This is a genomic window from Streptomyces sp. LX-29, assembly GCF_029541745.1.
Lineage (GTDB): Bacteria > Actinomycetota > Actinomycetes > Streptomycetales > Streptomycetaceae > Streptomyces.
The window spans coordinates 6,986,590-7,002,367 of sequence record NZ_CP089746.1 but is presented as its reverse complement, the minus strand read 5'-3'; the positions used below and the strand labels follow the sequence as shown (position 1 = coordinate 7,002,367).

The window sequence follows — 15,778 nt, the reverse complement described above, 5'->3', positions numbered from 1 at the left end:
GCGACGACGTCGACCACCAACGAGAAACAAAAACCGGGGAAAACGGTGGTCATGAGAAGCGGAAGGGAATTGAGGTGCCTCCCCCGGGAAGCGCCCCGGCCCTCGGCGGCGGCCGGACGATCGACGCCGAGGTCGGCTGGACGAGCGGCCGCGACGTCGGCCGGACGCCACCCGGCGGTGATCGCCTCCACGATGTGGCATCGAACTGGAGTGTCGTTACTCACGTTTAGCCCGCCCACGCCGTTACAGCCCGACGGAACGACCGTCGGCCGCGATCGATTCCCGGCGAAAGCCGACCCATCCGGCATATCCAAGGCACACTGGCGGTCTTGGATATGCCACAAACGTGCGCTTTGATCGTCGTGCGAGGCAGCCGTGCAAGCGATGGTCCAGCGCCAGCTCGGAGCGGTACGTCATGTCGTCGCGCACTACGACCGTTGTTCAGTCGCGACTGGAGCGGGGGTACTTGGTGGCTTCAGCCTTAACGTTGGATGTCCGCGTTCTCGGCCCACTACAGGTGTGGTCTCGGGAGCGTCCGGTGGAGCTCGGACCGGCCCGGCAGCGTGCGGTGCTGTCGGCTTTGCTGCTGGCTCCGGGGCAGGTGGTCGCGCCGGAGCGGCTCAAGGAGGCCGTCTGGCCGCAGAATCCGCCCCGCGCGGCGATGGCGAACCTGCACAGTTACGTCTCCAACCTCCGGCGCAAGCTGGAGCCGAACAGCCCGCCCAGGAGCCGGAACCAGATCCTGCGGCGCGAGCCCTCCGGCTATGTGCTGGACGTGGACACCGATCTCATCGACGCCTGCCGCTTCGAACAGTTGCTGCGGGACGGGCGACGGCTGCTGCTGACGGGGCAGCTCCAGCGGGCCGGCGCCACGCTCGAAACATGCCTGGCGCTGTGGCGCGGCTCCCCCTACGCGGAGATGCGCGACTACGAACCGGCCGCGCACGCCGCCGCCCGGCTGGAGGAGCTGCGACTGCTGGCCCTGGAGAGCCGCTGGGAGGCTGAGCTGCTGCACGGCCGGGACCCCTCGGTGATCGCCGCCGATCTGGCCACGGTCAGCCAGAAGTTCCCCACCCGGGAGCGGCTGAGCTGGCTCCACATGCAGGCCCTCTACCGCGCCGGCCGGCAGGCCGAGGCGCTCAAGGTGTACCACCAGACCAGGACCCTGCTCGCGGACGAGTACGGCGTCGACCCGGGACCCGAGCTCCAGGAGCTGTTCGGCACCATCCTCCGCGGCGCCTCGGCGGCCAGCCCGGTCTCCCCGGGGCCGGTCGGCTGATCCCCACACCGTGCTCCCCGCGGACCGCGCGGGGAGAACCACCGTGCACGGCGACGCTGTTCGCCTGGCGTACGGCCGCTCGCCATGTCCGCGACACCACCGCTTCCTTGGAACTCGCTGCGCTGGGAACGCTCCAGCTGACCCCCGTCCCCGCACACCACGAGGTCCCCGTCTCATGTCCGATCACAATCGGCGGCGCTTCCTCCAGATCGCCGGCGCGACCGCGGGCTTCTCGGCCCTGTCGAGCAGCATCGACCGCGCCGCCGCCATTCCCGCCACGCGCCGCTCCGGCACCATCGAGGACGTCGAGCACATCGTCGTCCTGATGCAGGAGAACCGTTCCTTCGATCACTACTTCGGCGCGCTCAAGGGCGTGCGGGGCTTCGGCGACCCGCGCCCGGTGACGACGCCGAACGGCAAGTCCATCTGGCACCAGTCGGACGGCACCAAGGACCTGCTGCCGTTCCACCCGGACGCCGACGACCTGGGCATGCGGTTCCTGGAGGGTCTGCCGCACGGCTGGACCGACGGCCAGGCCGCCTACAACGGGGGCGCGTACGACAGGTGGGTGCCCGCCAAGGGCACCACGACCATGGCGTATCTGACCCGTGAGGACATCCCCTTCCACTACGCGCTCGCCGACGCCTTCACCGTCTGCGACGCCTACCACTGCTCGTTCATCGGCTCCACCGACCCGAACCGCTACTACATGCTGACGGGCCACACCGGCAACGACGGCAAGGGCGGCGGCCCGGTCCTCGGCAACGACGAGCTGGGGTACGGCTGGACGACCTACGCCGAGCGTCTGGAGAAGGCCGGCATCTCCTGGAAGGTCTACCAGGACATCGGCGACGGCCTGGACGCCAAGGGCTCCTGGGGGTGGATCGAGGACGCCTACCGCGGCAACTACGGCGACAACTCGCTGCTCTACTTCACCACCTTCCGCGACGCCAAGCCGGGCGACCCGCTGTACGAGAAGGCCCGCACCGGCACCGACGTCAAGAACGGCGACGGCTACTTCGACCGACTGAAGGCGGACGTCAAGGCCGGCAAGCTGCCGCGGGTCTCCTGGATCGCGGCCCCCGAGGCGTTCAGCGAGCACTCCAACTGGCCCTCGAACTACGGCGCCTGGTACATCGCCCAGGTCCTGGACGCGCTCACCTCCAACCCGGCGGTGTGGGCGAAGACGGCCCTGTTCATCACGTACGACGAGAACGACGGCTTCTTCGACCACGTGGTGCCGCCGCTCCCGCCGAAGGACGCGTCCCGGGGCAAGTCCACGGTCGACGTCTCCCTCGACCTCTACCCGGGCGACAGCAAGCGACCGGCCGGTCCGTACGGCCTCGGCCCGCGGGTGCCGATGCTGGTCGTCTCGCCGTGGAGCAAGGGCGGCTACGTCTGCTCGGAGACCTTCGACCACACCTCCGTCATCCGGTTCATGGAGCGCCGCTTCGGCGTGGTCGAGCCGCACATCTCGCCCTGGCGCCGCGCCATCTGCGGGGACCTGACCTCGGCCTTCGACTTCGAGCACCCGCGGACCCGGCCGGCCGAGCTCCCCGACACCGACGCGTACGAGCCGATCGACGACAAGCGGCACCCCGACTACTCGCCCACGCCGCCGGCCAACCCCTCGATGCCCAAGCAGGAGAAGGGCTCCCGGCGCACCCGCCCGCTGACGTACGCCCCGCTGACCGACGGCTCCGCGACCCCGTCGACCGGCCGCTTCACGCTGACCTTCAGCGGAGGCGAGAAGGCGGGCGCCTGCTTCACCGTCACCTCCGGCAACCGCACCGACGGCCCGTGGACCTACACCACCGAGGCCGGCAAGAAGATCTCCGACACCTGGAACACCGCCTACTCCCGGGGCGTCTACGACCTGACGGTGCACGGCCCGAACGGCTTCCTGCGCACCTTCAGGGGCGACGGCTCGGCGACCGACCCCGAGGTCACCGCCCGTCACGACGCCCGCGGCGGCCGGCTCAGGCTCACCATGACCAACCCGGGCACGGTCGACGCCCATCTCACCCTCACCGACGCCTACACCGGCCGGAGCGAGACCTTCCGGGTGCGCGCGGGCCGCACCGTGACCCACACGGTGGAGCCGCGCCGCGGCAGGCGCTGGTACGACCTGTCCATCGCCTCCGACACGGACGAGAAGTTCCTGCGGCGCTTCGCCGGACACGTGGAGACGGGTGAGCCGGGCGTGAGCGACCCGGCGATCATCACCGGGTGACGGCCGTGGGCTGATCGCGAACCGTTCAGGGGCCAGGGGGCCGCTCCCGCGCGTACGCGGGGGCGGCCCCCGCGCTCCGTACCGCCGCCCCGGCCCCGTGCGGATGCGGAGCGCCATCGAGGGAGCGAAGGAGGCCGTTATGTGCGTAAATCTCATTATCGACATTCCTGTCCGCATCCAAAGGCGGCGTGCCCCGTGCCCCACTCCCTCCGCCACCGAACCGCGCCGGCGGCCGCCGCGCTCCTGCTCGGCATAGCCCTGGCCTGCGAAGCCGGATCCGTACACCAGCGCGCGCAGGAGCGGGCCGCGCCGGCCGGCCGGGACTTCACCCTGCTCGCCACCGGCGACCTCCTGGTCCACGCCTCGGTGATCCGTCAGGCGCGGGCCGACGCGGGCGGCGAGGGGTATGACTTCCGGCGCATGCTCGCCGGGGCCCAGCCCCTGGTCAGCGAGGCTGACCTGGCGATATGCCATATGGAGACGGTCTACGGCGCCGACGGCGGCCCGTTCACCGGCTATCCCGCCTTCAAGACCCCGCCGCAGCTCGCCCAGTCGGTGCGGGACACCGGCTACGACTCCTGTTCCACCGCCTCCAACCACACGTTGGACGCCGGCGCCGAGGGGGTGCGGCGCACCCTCGACGCCATGGACCGGGCCGGCCTCCGGCACGCCGGCACCGCCCGCTCCGCCGGCGAGCGCGACTGGACGCTGCTGAAGGCGGGAGACGCCGAGATCGCCCATCTGGCGTACACCTACGGCACCAACGGCATACCCGTTCCCGAGGGCCGACCCTGGCTGGTCAACCTCATCGATCCGGAGCGGATCGTCCGGGACGCCCGGGCGGCCCGCCGGGCCGGAGCCGACGTGGTGGTGGTGAGCCTGCACTGGGGCACCGAGTGGCAGCGCGCCCCCGACGAGCTCCAACTCTCGGTGGCCCGGGAGCTCACCGCCTCGACCGACCGGGGCCACCGCGACATCGACCTCATCATCGGCACCCACGCCCATGTGCCCCAGGCGTACGAGAAGGTCAACGGCGTCTGGGTGGTCTACGGGATGGGCGACCAGATCGCCGGTGTGATGGGCGACCCCCGCGGCCAGATGGGCTCCGCCGCCCGCTTCACCTTCGCCCCGGCCACGGCGCGGGGCGCCGGATGGACGGTGCGGAAGGCGGAGTTCATCCCGTACGTGGTCGACAACGACCCCATCAGGGTGGTCAACCTTCCCCAGGCCCTGGCCGAGCACCCGGACGACGTGCGCTACTCCACCGCTCTGAAGACCGTCCGCGACGCCGTCCTCGACCGCGGCGCCGACCGGGACGGCCTCACCATGGGCCGCTGACCCACTCCGACCCACACCGTCCCCCTTCCACGCCCCTCGGGGCCACGCGCCCTCGGGCCCACGCGTGCGCCCCCGCCGACCGCCGCCGGGGTGCGCGCCACAGGCTCCGCGACGTCGCTCCGCAGGCCGTGACCGGTGTGGGAGGCCGGGCGATGCCGGCGCGGAGCCCGGGCGCGGGCGGCGGCCCGGGGCGGCGGGCTGCGCGGCCGTACGGCACGGGGGTAGTACGGCGCACCAGGCGTCACGACCCGCCATCCGGGTGACAGGGCCGCACGACTATTGCCCCGCGTAACAGCCGAATGGATTACTTGTCACATCCAATCCGGTGGGTCGCCCATCCTTTCCGGGGAGTGGCGTTCGGCTTGCCCTCGCCTTTGCTTCGCATCGGGCGGCGGCCTCGCCGAAAGTCACCTGGGCGTCCCCGGAAAAGGATTGGGAGGCGCCAGCCGGCACCTTAGCGGGTCGCCGGCTGGCGCGCACCACACGCCGCGTCCGGGGAGCTTCGGGCCCATGGCCGTGGCGGCGTCGGCACACCGTCGGCGGCGGAGAGTCCTTTCACCTCGACGTGCGCGCACGATGCCAGCCGGGCGGATTTCGCCCCGTTCCAACGCGCCTCCATCGCGCGGGATTCCCCCATCGCACCGAAACCAAAGAAGGAGTGGCCATGCCCATTTCTCCCAATCAGGGATCGACCGGCGGCGGAACGACGGTCACCATCACCGGCACCAACCTCGGCGGCGCGCTGTCGGTGAAGTTCGGCACCAAGCTGGCGACCATCACCGCGAACACCGCCACCTCGGTCACCGTCATCTCGCCCTCCGGCACCGGAGTCGTCGACGTCACCGTCGTCACGCTCGGCGGCGTCAGCAATCCGCTGCCCTTCTACTATGTGGGCGCCCCGTTCAAGTCGGGGCTGAGCGACCTGTCCGGGCCCACGGCAGGCGGTAACACCGTCACCCTCACCGGTGTGGGCCTGTCCACCGCCTCCGCGGTGAACTTCGGCGCCAACGCGGTGACCCCGGTGGTGCTCAGCGACAGCCAGCTCAGCGTCACGGTGCCGGCGGGCGCCGCGGCCGGACCGGTGGCGGTCAGCGTCACCACGCTCGGCGGCACCAACAACGGGCTGTCCTACACCTATGTGGACATCCCCACGATCGGCACCCCGCTTCCGGGTACCGGGCCGACGTCCGGCGGTACCGCGGTGACCATCCCCGGCACGGGGCTCGGCACCGCCCAGTCGGTCACCTTCGGCGGGACCGCGGCGCCGTTCGCGGTGGTCTCCGACACCAGCGTGACCGCCGTCACCCCGCCGGGGACGGCGGGTGCCGTGGACGTGGTGGTGACCACCACCGGCGGCACCGCCACCGGCGTCGGCGCCTTCACCTACGTCGCCGGACCGGGCATCTGACCCAAGGCCCGCCCACGGCCCCGCAAAGCGAGCCCCGGCCGGTCAACCCCCCTCCGGCCGGGGCTCTCCCCGGAAAGGGATTCCATGCGTGAGCTCCACGATCCATCAGGCCGTCAGAGCGCCCAGCAGGCAGGGCCCGTCGTCGGTTCCGTCTCCCCGTCGTCGGGCCCCGCCGCGGGCGGCGCGCTCGTCACGCTGACCGGCTCGGGCTTCAGCGCGGTCACCGCGGTGTGGTTCGGCCAGATGCCCGCCATCCGCTTCACCGTCGAGTCCACCTCACGGATCACCGCGGTGACGCCGCCCGGCACCGGCACCGTCCGGGTCAGCGTGAGCACGCTGTTCGGCGGCACGAGCACCCAGAACGTCACCTACACCTACCTCACCGTGGCCGCCCCCCGGCTGACCGCGATCACCCCCGACTCGGGCCCGGTATCCGGGGGGAACGTCGTCGCGCTGACGGGGACGGGTCTGACCGGGGCCACGGCCGTCCACTTCGGAGCCGCCCCGGCGACCTCCTTCACCGTGGTCTCCGCGACCCGCATCAGCGCCGTCGTGCCGCCCGGCGTGGTCGGCCCGGTCGCGGTCACCGTCACCACCCCGGGCGGTGTCAGCGACGGCCTGCCCTACTACTACCTGGGCGCGCCGACGCTCACCGGTGTCAGTCCCGACATGGGCCCCGTCGGCGGCGGGAACACCGTGACGCTCACCGGCCACCACCTCTCCACGGCCACCGCGGTGCGCTTCGGGAGCGTGCCGGCCCCGTCCTTCACCGTCGTGTCCGACACCTCGATCACCGCGGTCGCCCCGCCGGGGATCGGCACCGCGCAGATCACCGTCGAGACGACCGCCGGCGTCAGCAACGGGGTCCGCTACGGCTATCTCGCGGCCCCGGTGCTCGTCTCCGTCAGCCCGGGCGGCGGCCCGCAGTCCGGCGGCGACAGCGTCACCCTCGTCGGCACCGGCCTCACCTGGGCCTCCGCGGTGCGGTTCGGCTCCGCCTCGGCGTCCTTCACCGTGCTCTCCGACACCCGGCTCACCGCGGTGGTCCCGCCCGGGAGCGGCACCGCGCCGATCACCGTCACCACCCCTGGAGGCGTCGGTTCCGGGATTTCCTATACGTATCTTCCGGCGCCCGCCATCTGAGGGCCGGCCGGCTCCGACATCGCCCTGGTGCCCTTCCCCACGGGAAGGGCACCTTTCCCTGCTTTCTCCACCTTCTCTTCACCGTCCTCTCCGGCCTTTGCCAGAACCTCTTTCGCCGCACCCGTGAATACCTTCTCGTACCACCCCTACGCATCATTCACTCCCTTCCTCACCTCATCCACCGAAGTTAAAGTCAAACGCCCAGCGACAAGCCGTACTTCGGTGAAGTCGCATCCCCGCAGGAGGGAATCCATGCGTAATTCCCCCACGCCCGGAGGCACTCCATGAATACACAAGAGGCCGGCCGACACGCCGGAAACGCCAGAGATGTCATGGTCACCGGAATGGGCTTCTGCCTGCCTGGCATCCACGAACCGGTCCGTACCGCGGCCGAGTTGTGGGACATCGCCTCCCGGGGCGCCACGTGTCTCGCCCGGGACGAAGTCTACTTCGGCTCCGTGAACCTCACTCCCGCGATGTTCGAGGAACGACTCCCCGATATTCCGGAATTCTTCTCCCGGCATTACACCGCCGCCCATCGATTCGGCCTGATGGCCATGGCGGAAGCCTGCGCGGACGGGCAACTCAACTACCGCGCCGGCGATCTCCAGGAAGCCGCCATCCTGGTCGGGCGCGGCAGTGTGGACACCAACATCGACAGCTACCTGTCGGTGCTCGGCGCCGATCCCGACGCGGTGGGCGGGCTGGCGGCCATGGATCTGTTCGTCTCCGCCGAACAGGCCATGACCCCGTCCGACGTCGCCCTCGTCCAGTCCGCCCTGGCCCGGTCCACGGGGCCGTGCTTCACGGTCTCCTGCGGCTGCGCCTCCTCCGCCGTCCAGATCGGCAACGCCCGTCGGATGATCGCCCACGGCGAGGTCGACCTCGCGATCGTCACCGGGGTGGACGTCTTCAACCTGCGGCTGCTGCAGAACATCCAGCGTCTGCTGCGCGACACCCAGGCGGCGTACGACACGGTGCGAGCCGACGTGGCACGGGCCGACGTGGTGCCCGACGCCGAGGGCATGCCCGACCTGGTGCCCTCGTTCGAGTCGCTGATGCGTCCGTACGACCGCCGCGCGAGCAGCATCAACCACGGCGAGGGGGCGGCGACCGTGATCCTGGAGAGCCGCGAGCACGCGGAGCGCCGCGGTGCCTACACCTACGGCCAGGTCCTGGCCACCGCCCTGACCCGGGACGGGCTGGGGAACCCGCTCGCCGCCGACGAGTCCGGCGCCGAACTGGTGACGGCCGTGCGCAGGTGCCTGGGCGACCGGTGGCGCATCGAGCAGATCCCGTACATCCACGGCGGCAGTGACGGCAATGTCGTGGTGACCGCCTTCGAGTCGAACGCGGTGCGCGAGCTGTACGGCGAGGGCGTCGAGCCGCTGATGTCCTCGCAGGAGGGCTGCTTCGGTCACAACGGGGCACCGGCCGGCTGCCTGGGCGTCGCCCTGACGACGCTGATGCTGGAACGCGGCGAGGTCTGCCCGACCGCCAACTGCGAACAACCCGTCGAGGGGCTGCCCTTCGACCCGGTGCCGGGCGTCCACCCGCGGCGGCTCGACTTCGATTACGCGCTCAACTTCAACTACCAGGTCGGCGGGGCGAAGCACGTCGTCCTGCTGGGTCGCCCGGATGCTGCCTGACCGCGGCGGCGGGGCGGCCCCTCCCTCAGTGGCCGGCCGCCCCGCGAGGAACCGAGAACGAGGAAAGAGGACGCGATGGACCACCACACGCGAGGGTCCGGCGATGCGATGACGGATGTCGCCGTGGTCGGCATGGGGTGCCGGCTCCCCGGCGGAGCGGACACCCCCGCCGCCTTCTGGCAGTTGCTGCGGGACGGACGGGACGCCGTGGGGGAGCCGCCACCCGGCCGGCCCGAGCTGCTGCCGGACCCGGCCCCGGAACCCGACCGCCGGGGCGCCGACGCGGTCGCCCAGGGCGGCTATCTGAGCGACGTGTCCGGCTTCGACGCCGGCTTCTTCGGCGTGTCCGGTCGCGAGGCGGATGTGCTCGACCCACAGCACCGGCTGCTGCTGGAGGTGGCGTGGGAAGCCCTGGAGCACGGAGGATTCGCCCCGGACCGGCTGAAGGGCACCCGGACGGGGGTCTTCGTCGGGCTCAGCTACGGCGACTACATGGAGCGGCTCGCCGAGCTCCCCCAGTCCCTCGAGGGCTCCGTGCTGACCAACGGCCACTGTGTGGCCCCGGGCCGGATCTCCTACCTGCTGGGGCTGCACGGCCCGTGCCTGGCGCTCGACACGGCCTGCTCGTCGTCGCTGGTGGCGCTCCACCTCGCCGGCCAGGCGCTGCGCTCCGGCGAGTGCGACCTCGCCCTGGTCGGGGGCGTCTCGCTCGCCCTGGGGACGCGGGTCACCGGCTCCTTCGCCAGGATGGGCATGCTCTCGCCGACCGGGCGCTGCCACAGCTTCGACGCGGCGGCCGACGGCTTCGTGCGCGGCGAGGGGTGCGGGATCGTCGTACTGAAGCGCCTCGGCGAGGCGCTGCGGGACGACGACCGGGTGCTGGCCGTGGTGCGCGGCACGGCGGTGAACCAGGACGGCGCCTCGGACGGCCTCGCCGCCCCCTCGGCCGCCGCCCAACAGGCCCTGTACGAGGAGGCGCTGGCCCGCGCCGGGGTCGATCCCGGCGAGGTCGGGATGGTGGAGGCCCACGGCACCGGCACCCCGTTGGGCGACCCGACGGAGTTCGCCGGACTGACCGCGGTGTACGGGCAGGGGCGTGATCGCTGCGCGCTCACCTCGGTCAAGACCAACCTCGGCCACCTCGAACCGGCCGCCGGGGTGACCGGACTGATCAAGGCGATCCTCTGTCTGGGAAACGGCCTCATCCCGCCCAATCTGCACTTCACCCGGTGGAATCCGGCCCTCTCGCCGGAGCGCACCCGGTTCTTCGTGCCCACGGCGCTCACCCCCTGGCCGACGCCCGCGGAGCCGCGCCTGGCGGCCGTCTCCTCCTTCGGGTTCTCCGGGACCAACGCGCACGCCGTGCTGGCGCAGGCGCCGCCGGCCCGCCGGCCGCTCCCCCGCGCGGTGCGCCCCGACCGCCCCGACAGCGCCGACCGCCACGACCGCGCCGACCGCAACGACAGCTCGGACGGCCCCGACCGCCCCGACCATCACGACCGCCCCGACCACCGCGAGGCCGCGCCGCGGCCCGAGGTCTTCCTGGTTCCCGCAGGTTCGCCGGACGCGCTGCCGACCGCGGCCCGGCGACTGGCGGACTGGCTGGAGGACGACGGGGCCGAGGCGCCGCTGCGGGACGTCGCCCACACCCTCGCGCTGCGGCGCTGCCCCGGCCGGGGGAGACTCGGCGTGGTGGCCGCCACGCGCGGCGAACTGGTCGCCGAGCTGCGAGGGTTCGCCGCGGGACAAGCGGGTCCCCGTACCGTGTCCGGCGGGGTGGGACCGGATGTCGTCCGGCGCCCGGTGTGGGTGTTCTCCGGGCACGGATCGCAGTGGCCGGGCATGGGGCGCGCGCTGCTGGCAGAGGAGCCGGCCTTCGCCGAGGCGCTGACGGAGGTCGACGCGCTGATCCGCGCCGAGAGCGGTCTGCGCGTCCTCGACGCGATCCGCCGCGGCGCCCCGCTCGACGGGTGCGGGCGGGTGCAGCCCGCGCTGTTCGCCCTCCAGGTGGCGCTCGCCGCGCTGTGGCGGGCCCATGGGGTCGAACCGGCCGCGGTCATCGGCCACTCCCTCGGCGAGGTCGCCGCCGCCGTGGTGGCCGGCGGGCTCTCCCTGGCGGACGGGGTGCGGGTGGTCTGCCGCCGCTCCGCGCTGCTGGAGCGGATCGCCGGCAGTGGGGCCATGGCGACCGTGGGGCTGGGGGCGCGGGAGGTGGCGGAGGAACTCACGGCCGCGGGCGCCGACGGGGTCTCGGTCGCGGTGCTGGCCGCCCCCGGATCCACGGTGATCGCGGGGGACACCACTCAGGTCGAGCGGCTGGTCGCCGTCTGGGAGGCCCGCTCGCTTCCGGCCGCGATGATCGCCGTCGACGTCGCCTCCCACTCCCCCCAGGTGGACCCGCTGCTCCCGGAACTGGCCGCGGCCCTCGCGGAAGTGGAGCCCCGCCGGCCCGGGCTGCCCTTCTACTCGACCGTGTTGGACGAGCCGACGGAACCGGCCGGCTTCGACGCCGCCTACTGGTGCGCGAACCTGCGCCGGCCGGTCCGGTTCACCGCCGCGCTGGCCGCCGCCGCGGCCGATCGCCATCGGGTGTACGTGGAGGTCTCCCCGCACCCGGTGGTGGCCCACTCCCTCGCGCGGAGCCTGCCCGGGCCGCCGGACGCGGCCGTGGTGGTGCCCACGCTGCGTCGCGGCGAGCCCGAACGTGCCACCTTCCGCACCCAGTTGGCCGCGCTGCACTGCGCCGGTGTGCCGGTGGACTGGACCGTCCTCTACGGCGACGGCCGACTGGCCGAGGTGCCGCCCATCGTCTTCGACCGGCAGCGCCACTGGGTGCCGCCCGCCCCGCTGGCGGCGGGCCCGGCGACGGAACCGGCGGCGGGACCTGCGGCGACGCCGACGGCGGCACCAGCCGCGAGTCCGGCGGCGGAGGGCGGGACGGGAGCGCCGCTGCCGGGCGTCCGCCGGGAGGCTCCCGGCGACCCGGCGGTGCACTACTGGCGCGGCGAGGCCGGGACCGGAGCACTGCCGTGGTTGGCGGACCACACGGTGCACGGCTCCACCGTCCTGCCCGGGGCGGCCCACCACGCCCTCGCGCTGACCTGCGGCTGCGCGGTCTTCGACGCGCCACCGGAGGAGATCGACGTGATCGACCTCCGGTTCCTGGAGTTGCTGCGGCTGGCGGAGCTCACCCCCGTCGCCACGACGGTGACGCCCACCGGGCCGGACCGCGCCCGGTGTGAGATCTTCGGCCGCGACCCGGAGGGCGGATGGGTCCGGCAGGCCACCGCCGAGCTACACCGTCGCACCGTGCCGCGGCAGCCCCGGCCGGAGTCGGTGGACAGCCTGGCGCAGCGTCACCCCCTGTCGCTCGACCCGGCCGCCCTGTACGCGAGCATGCGGGCCTGCGGCCTGGTGCACGGTCCGGCGTTCCAGGGCGTCACCGAGCTGTACGCCTCGCGCCGCGGTGACGGCTTCTGGGCGCGGCTCGAACTGCCCGCGGCCGCCTGGGCGCCCGAGCACGGGCTGGCCGTGCACCCCGTGCTCGTCGACCTCTGCGCCCAACTCCCCATGGCCTGTCTGATCCCGGAGACCGAGCCGTCCCTGATCCTGCCGGTGGGGATGCGGGCGGTGCGGGTCCTCGGCGATCCGTCGACCGCGGTCTACGGGCAGGTGCGTCTCGTCGACCCCGCGGCCGACTCCGTGACGGGGCATGTGCGCCTGCTGGACGAGGCGGGCCGGCCGGTGCTGGCCGTCGACGGCCTGCGCTTCGCCCGGCGTACCGAGCCGGCTCCCGACCGGACCGAGGACTGGTTCCTCCAGGCCGGCTGGCAGCCCGCCGCTCTCGGGGAGTCGACGCCGGGCACCGCGCCCAAGGACGTGGTGATCACCGGCGGCAACGGCAGTTCGGTGCGCACGCTGGAACAGTCCCTGCAGGCGACCGGGGCACAGGTGGAGGTATGGACCGGCCCGGACGGGGACGAGCCGGTGGAGTCCCTCCGGGAGACCCTCGCCTGGCGGCTGTCCACCCGCTCGGTGCCGCCGCGCTCCGTGGCCCTGCTGTGCGAGGCGCGCCCCGGCGAGGATCCGACCGTGGCCGGGCTGCGGCACGCGCGGTTCCTGGTCGCCCTCGCCCAGGTGGCCGCCGACGTGCCCGGCACCCCGCCACGGCTCTACGCGGTCACCCGCGGGGCGCGCGCGGTGCTCCCGGGCGAGGAGACCGACCTGGGGCCGAGCGCCCTGCGCGGACTGGTGCGCGTACTCGCGCTCGAGCACCCCGAGCTCCGGGCGACGCTGGTGGACGCCGACCCGGCCGACGCCGAGCTGCGCGGCGTGGCCGCGGAACTCGCCGGTGACGGGGTGGCGGACGAGGTCGGGCTGCGCGGCACGGAGCGCTACGTCTCCCGGCTCGGCCGCGTCTCCCCGGCGGAGTGGGAGCGGACCGGGGCGGCCGCCCGGACCGTGCGGTACGGGTTGGACGGGTTCCGGCTGCGGGCGGCCCACCTCGGCGACCTGGGGAGTCTGGAGCTGGCCGCCGTCGGGCGCCGGGTGCCGGGCCAGGGCGAGGTGGAGCTGCGCGTCCAGGCCGCCGGGCTCAACTTCCGCGACGTGCTCACCGCCATGGGGCTGCTCCCCGGCGACCGGGACGTCCAGTACCGGATCGGCTTCGAGTGCGCGGGCGTCGTCACCGCGACCGGTCCCGGGGTGACCGAGGTCCGCCCCGGTGACCAGGTGTTGGCGGTCGACCTGCGGGGCGGGGCCTTCGGCTCCTTCCTCACGGTGTCCAGCGCGGCCGTCGCGCCGCTGCCGGCCGGTCTCGACCCCGTCGTGGCGGCGCGGCTGCCGGTGGCGTACCTCACCGCCTGGTACGCGCTGCGCGAGGTCGCTCGGCTCACGGCGGGCGAGCGGGTGCTGATCCACTCGGCGACCGGCGGCACCGGGCTGGCCGCGATCGAGGTGGCCCGTACGCTGGGCGCCGAGGTGCTGGCCACCGCGGGCAGCGAGGAGAAGCGGCGCTGTCTGCGCGCCATGGGCGTCGCGGAGGTGATGGACTCCCGATCGCTGGACTTCCGCGACCAGGTGTGGGAGGCGACCGGCGGCGAGGGCGTCGACGTGGTCCTCAACTCCCTGTCGGGGGCGGCGATCCGAGCCGGTCTGGAGACGCTCCGCCCGTTCGGCCGCTTCGTCGAGCTGGGCGTGCGCGACATCCTCGCGGACAGCCCGCTGGGGCTCGCGCCGCTGCGCCACAACATCACCCTCAGCACCGTGGACCTGATCGAGCTGCAGCGGGCCCGCCCGGACGCCTTCGCCGCCCTGCTGCGGGAGGTGCTGGGCGAGGTGGCGGCGGGTCGGCTGAAGTCGCTGCCGGGCATCGCGTTCCCGCTCTCCGCGGCCACCGACGCCTTCCGGCACATGGCGCAGGCCCGTCATATCGGCAAGGTGGTGCTGACCGTCCCGGAGCGCGGCGAGGCGACCGCGGTGCTGCCGGAGGGGGCGCCGACGGTCCGGCCGGGCGGCGCCTATCTGGTCACCGGCGGGCTGCGCGGCCTGGGGCTGGCCACCGCGCGCTGGCTCGCCGACCGGGGGGCCGGGCACCTCGTGCTCAACGGGCGCAGTCGCCCCTCCCCGGTCGTCGCGGAACTCCTGGACGAACTCACCGCGGGCGGAACCCGGATCACCGTCGTCCTCGGCGACATCGCCGACGCGCGCACCGGCGAACGGCTCATGGCCGCGGTCGAGGCCGAGGGAGCCCCGCTGTACGGGGTCGTGCACTGCGCCATGGCGCTGGAGGACGCCGCGGTGGTCAACATCCGGGACGACCAGCTGCGTCGGGTCTGGGCGCCCAAGGCGGTCGGCGCGTGGCGGCTGCACCAGGTGACGGCCGACCGCCAACTGGACTGGTTCGTGGTGTTCTCCTCGATGGCCTCGCTGCTGGGCAACCCGGGGCAGGGCGCCTACGCCGCCGCCAACTCCTGGCTGGACGGCTTCGCCGCGTGGCGTTCCGCGCGCGGACTGCCGACGCTGGCGGTGAACTGGGGTCCGTGGGGCGAGACCGGTGTCGCCACCGACTTCGCCGCCCGCGGCTATCGGACCCTCTCCACCGAGGAGGGCCTGACGGCGCTGGAGTTGCTGCTGCGCCATCGGCGGACGCAGACCGGCGTCATCCCCGGCGAGCCGGACACCTGGGTGCCCGCCGCGGGGCGGCGTTCGGACTTCTTCGGTCTGTTCACCCGGGACGATCGACCGGACGGCGACGGGCGGCCGGCCGACGCCGAACGGACGGGTGACGGCGGGCCGCCGCGTGACGACGGGATTCGCGCCCGGCTGCAGGATCTCCCCGTCGGTCTGGGCCGCCGGGCCGCCCTGGAAATCTATCTGGCGGACCATATCCGTGCCGTGTTGCGGTTGCGGGCCACCTCCCTCGATCCACAGATTCCGTTGAAGGCGCTCGGATTCGATTCGCTGCTGGCGATGGAGCTGAGGTCGATCCTGGAAAGGAACCTGGAAATCCAATTGCCGGGGAATTTCGTGTGGCGGCATTCCACGGTGGCGGCGCTCGCCGAGGGGCTCGCCGAGCGCATGGGGCTGGAACTCACCCCGCCCTGACCGGCTCCCGGTCCGGCACGGCCCCGCTGGTCCGCGCCTCGACCACGGCGGCACGGCCCGCTTCCCCTTGTGGGACGGGCCGTGCCGTCGCGCGCGCGGCACCCCGCGCACCCGCCTTCGGC

7 protein-coding genes are annotated in these 15,778 nt (G+C 73.2%); all 7 read left to right on the top strand.

Annotated elements, in window-relative coordinates:
• The first annotated feature begins 538 nt into the window (after positions 1 to 538).
• On the top strand, positions 539 to 1,279 hold the full coding sequence (locus LRS74_RS29450; protein ID WP_277743836.1) for an AfsR/SARP family transcriptional regulator: 741 nt from the start codon (positions 539 to 541) through the stop codon (positions 1,277 to 1,279).
• A 175-nt stretch (positions 1,280 to 1,454) separates the two neighbouring features.
• On the top strand, positions 1,455 to 3,512 hold the full coding sequence (locus tag LRS74_RS29445; RefSeq protein ID WP_277743835.1) for a phospholipase C, phosphocholine-specific: 2,058 nt from the start codon (positions 1,455 to 1,457) through the stop codon (positions 3,510 to 3,512).
• 258 nt (positions 3,513 to 3,770) lie between these two features.
• Positions 3,771 to 4,850 carry a CapA family protein gene (locus tag LRS74_RS29440; RefSeq protein WP_277744987.1) on the top strand — a complete coding sequence of 360 codons (1,080 nt, stop codon included), beginning with the start codon at positions 3,771 to 3,773 and terminating at the stop codon, positions 4,848 to 4,850.
• Positions 4,851 to 5,514: 664 nt separating this feature from the next.
• On the top strand, positions 5,515 to 6,258 hold the full coding sequence (locus LRS74_RS29435) for an IPT/TIG domain-containing protein (protein ID WP_277743834.1): 744 nt from the start codon (positions 5,515 to 5,517) through the stop codon (positions 6,256 to 6,258).
• A gap of 84 nt (positions 6,259 to 6,342) precedes the next feature.
• Complete coding sequence (locus LRS74_RS29430; RefSeq protein ID WP_277743833.1) at positions 6,343 to 7,401, top strand: IPT/TIG domain-containing protein; 1,059 nt, start codon at positions 6,343 to 6,345, stop codon at positions 7,399 to 7,401.
• Between the two features lie 284 nt (positions 7,402 to 7,685).
• The gene (locus LRS74_RS29425) at positions 7,686 to 9,050 is read left to right on the top strand and encodes a beta-ketoacyl synthase N-terminal-like domain-containing protein (protein WP_277743832.1); all 1,365 of its coding nucleotides are present in this window, start codon (positions 7,686 to 7,688) and stop codon (positions 9,048 to 9,050) included.
• Between the two features lie 75 nt (positions 9,051 to 9,125).
• Positions 9,126 to 15,656 (top strand): type I polyketide synthase, encoded by a 6,531-nt coding sequence (locus LRS74_RS29420; RefSeq protein ID WP_277743831.1) that lies wholly within the window; start codon positions 9,126 to 9,128, stop codon positions 15,654 to 15,656.
• Positions 15,657 to 15,778: the final 122 nt, after the last annotated feature.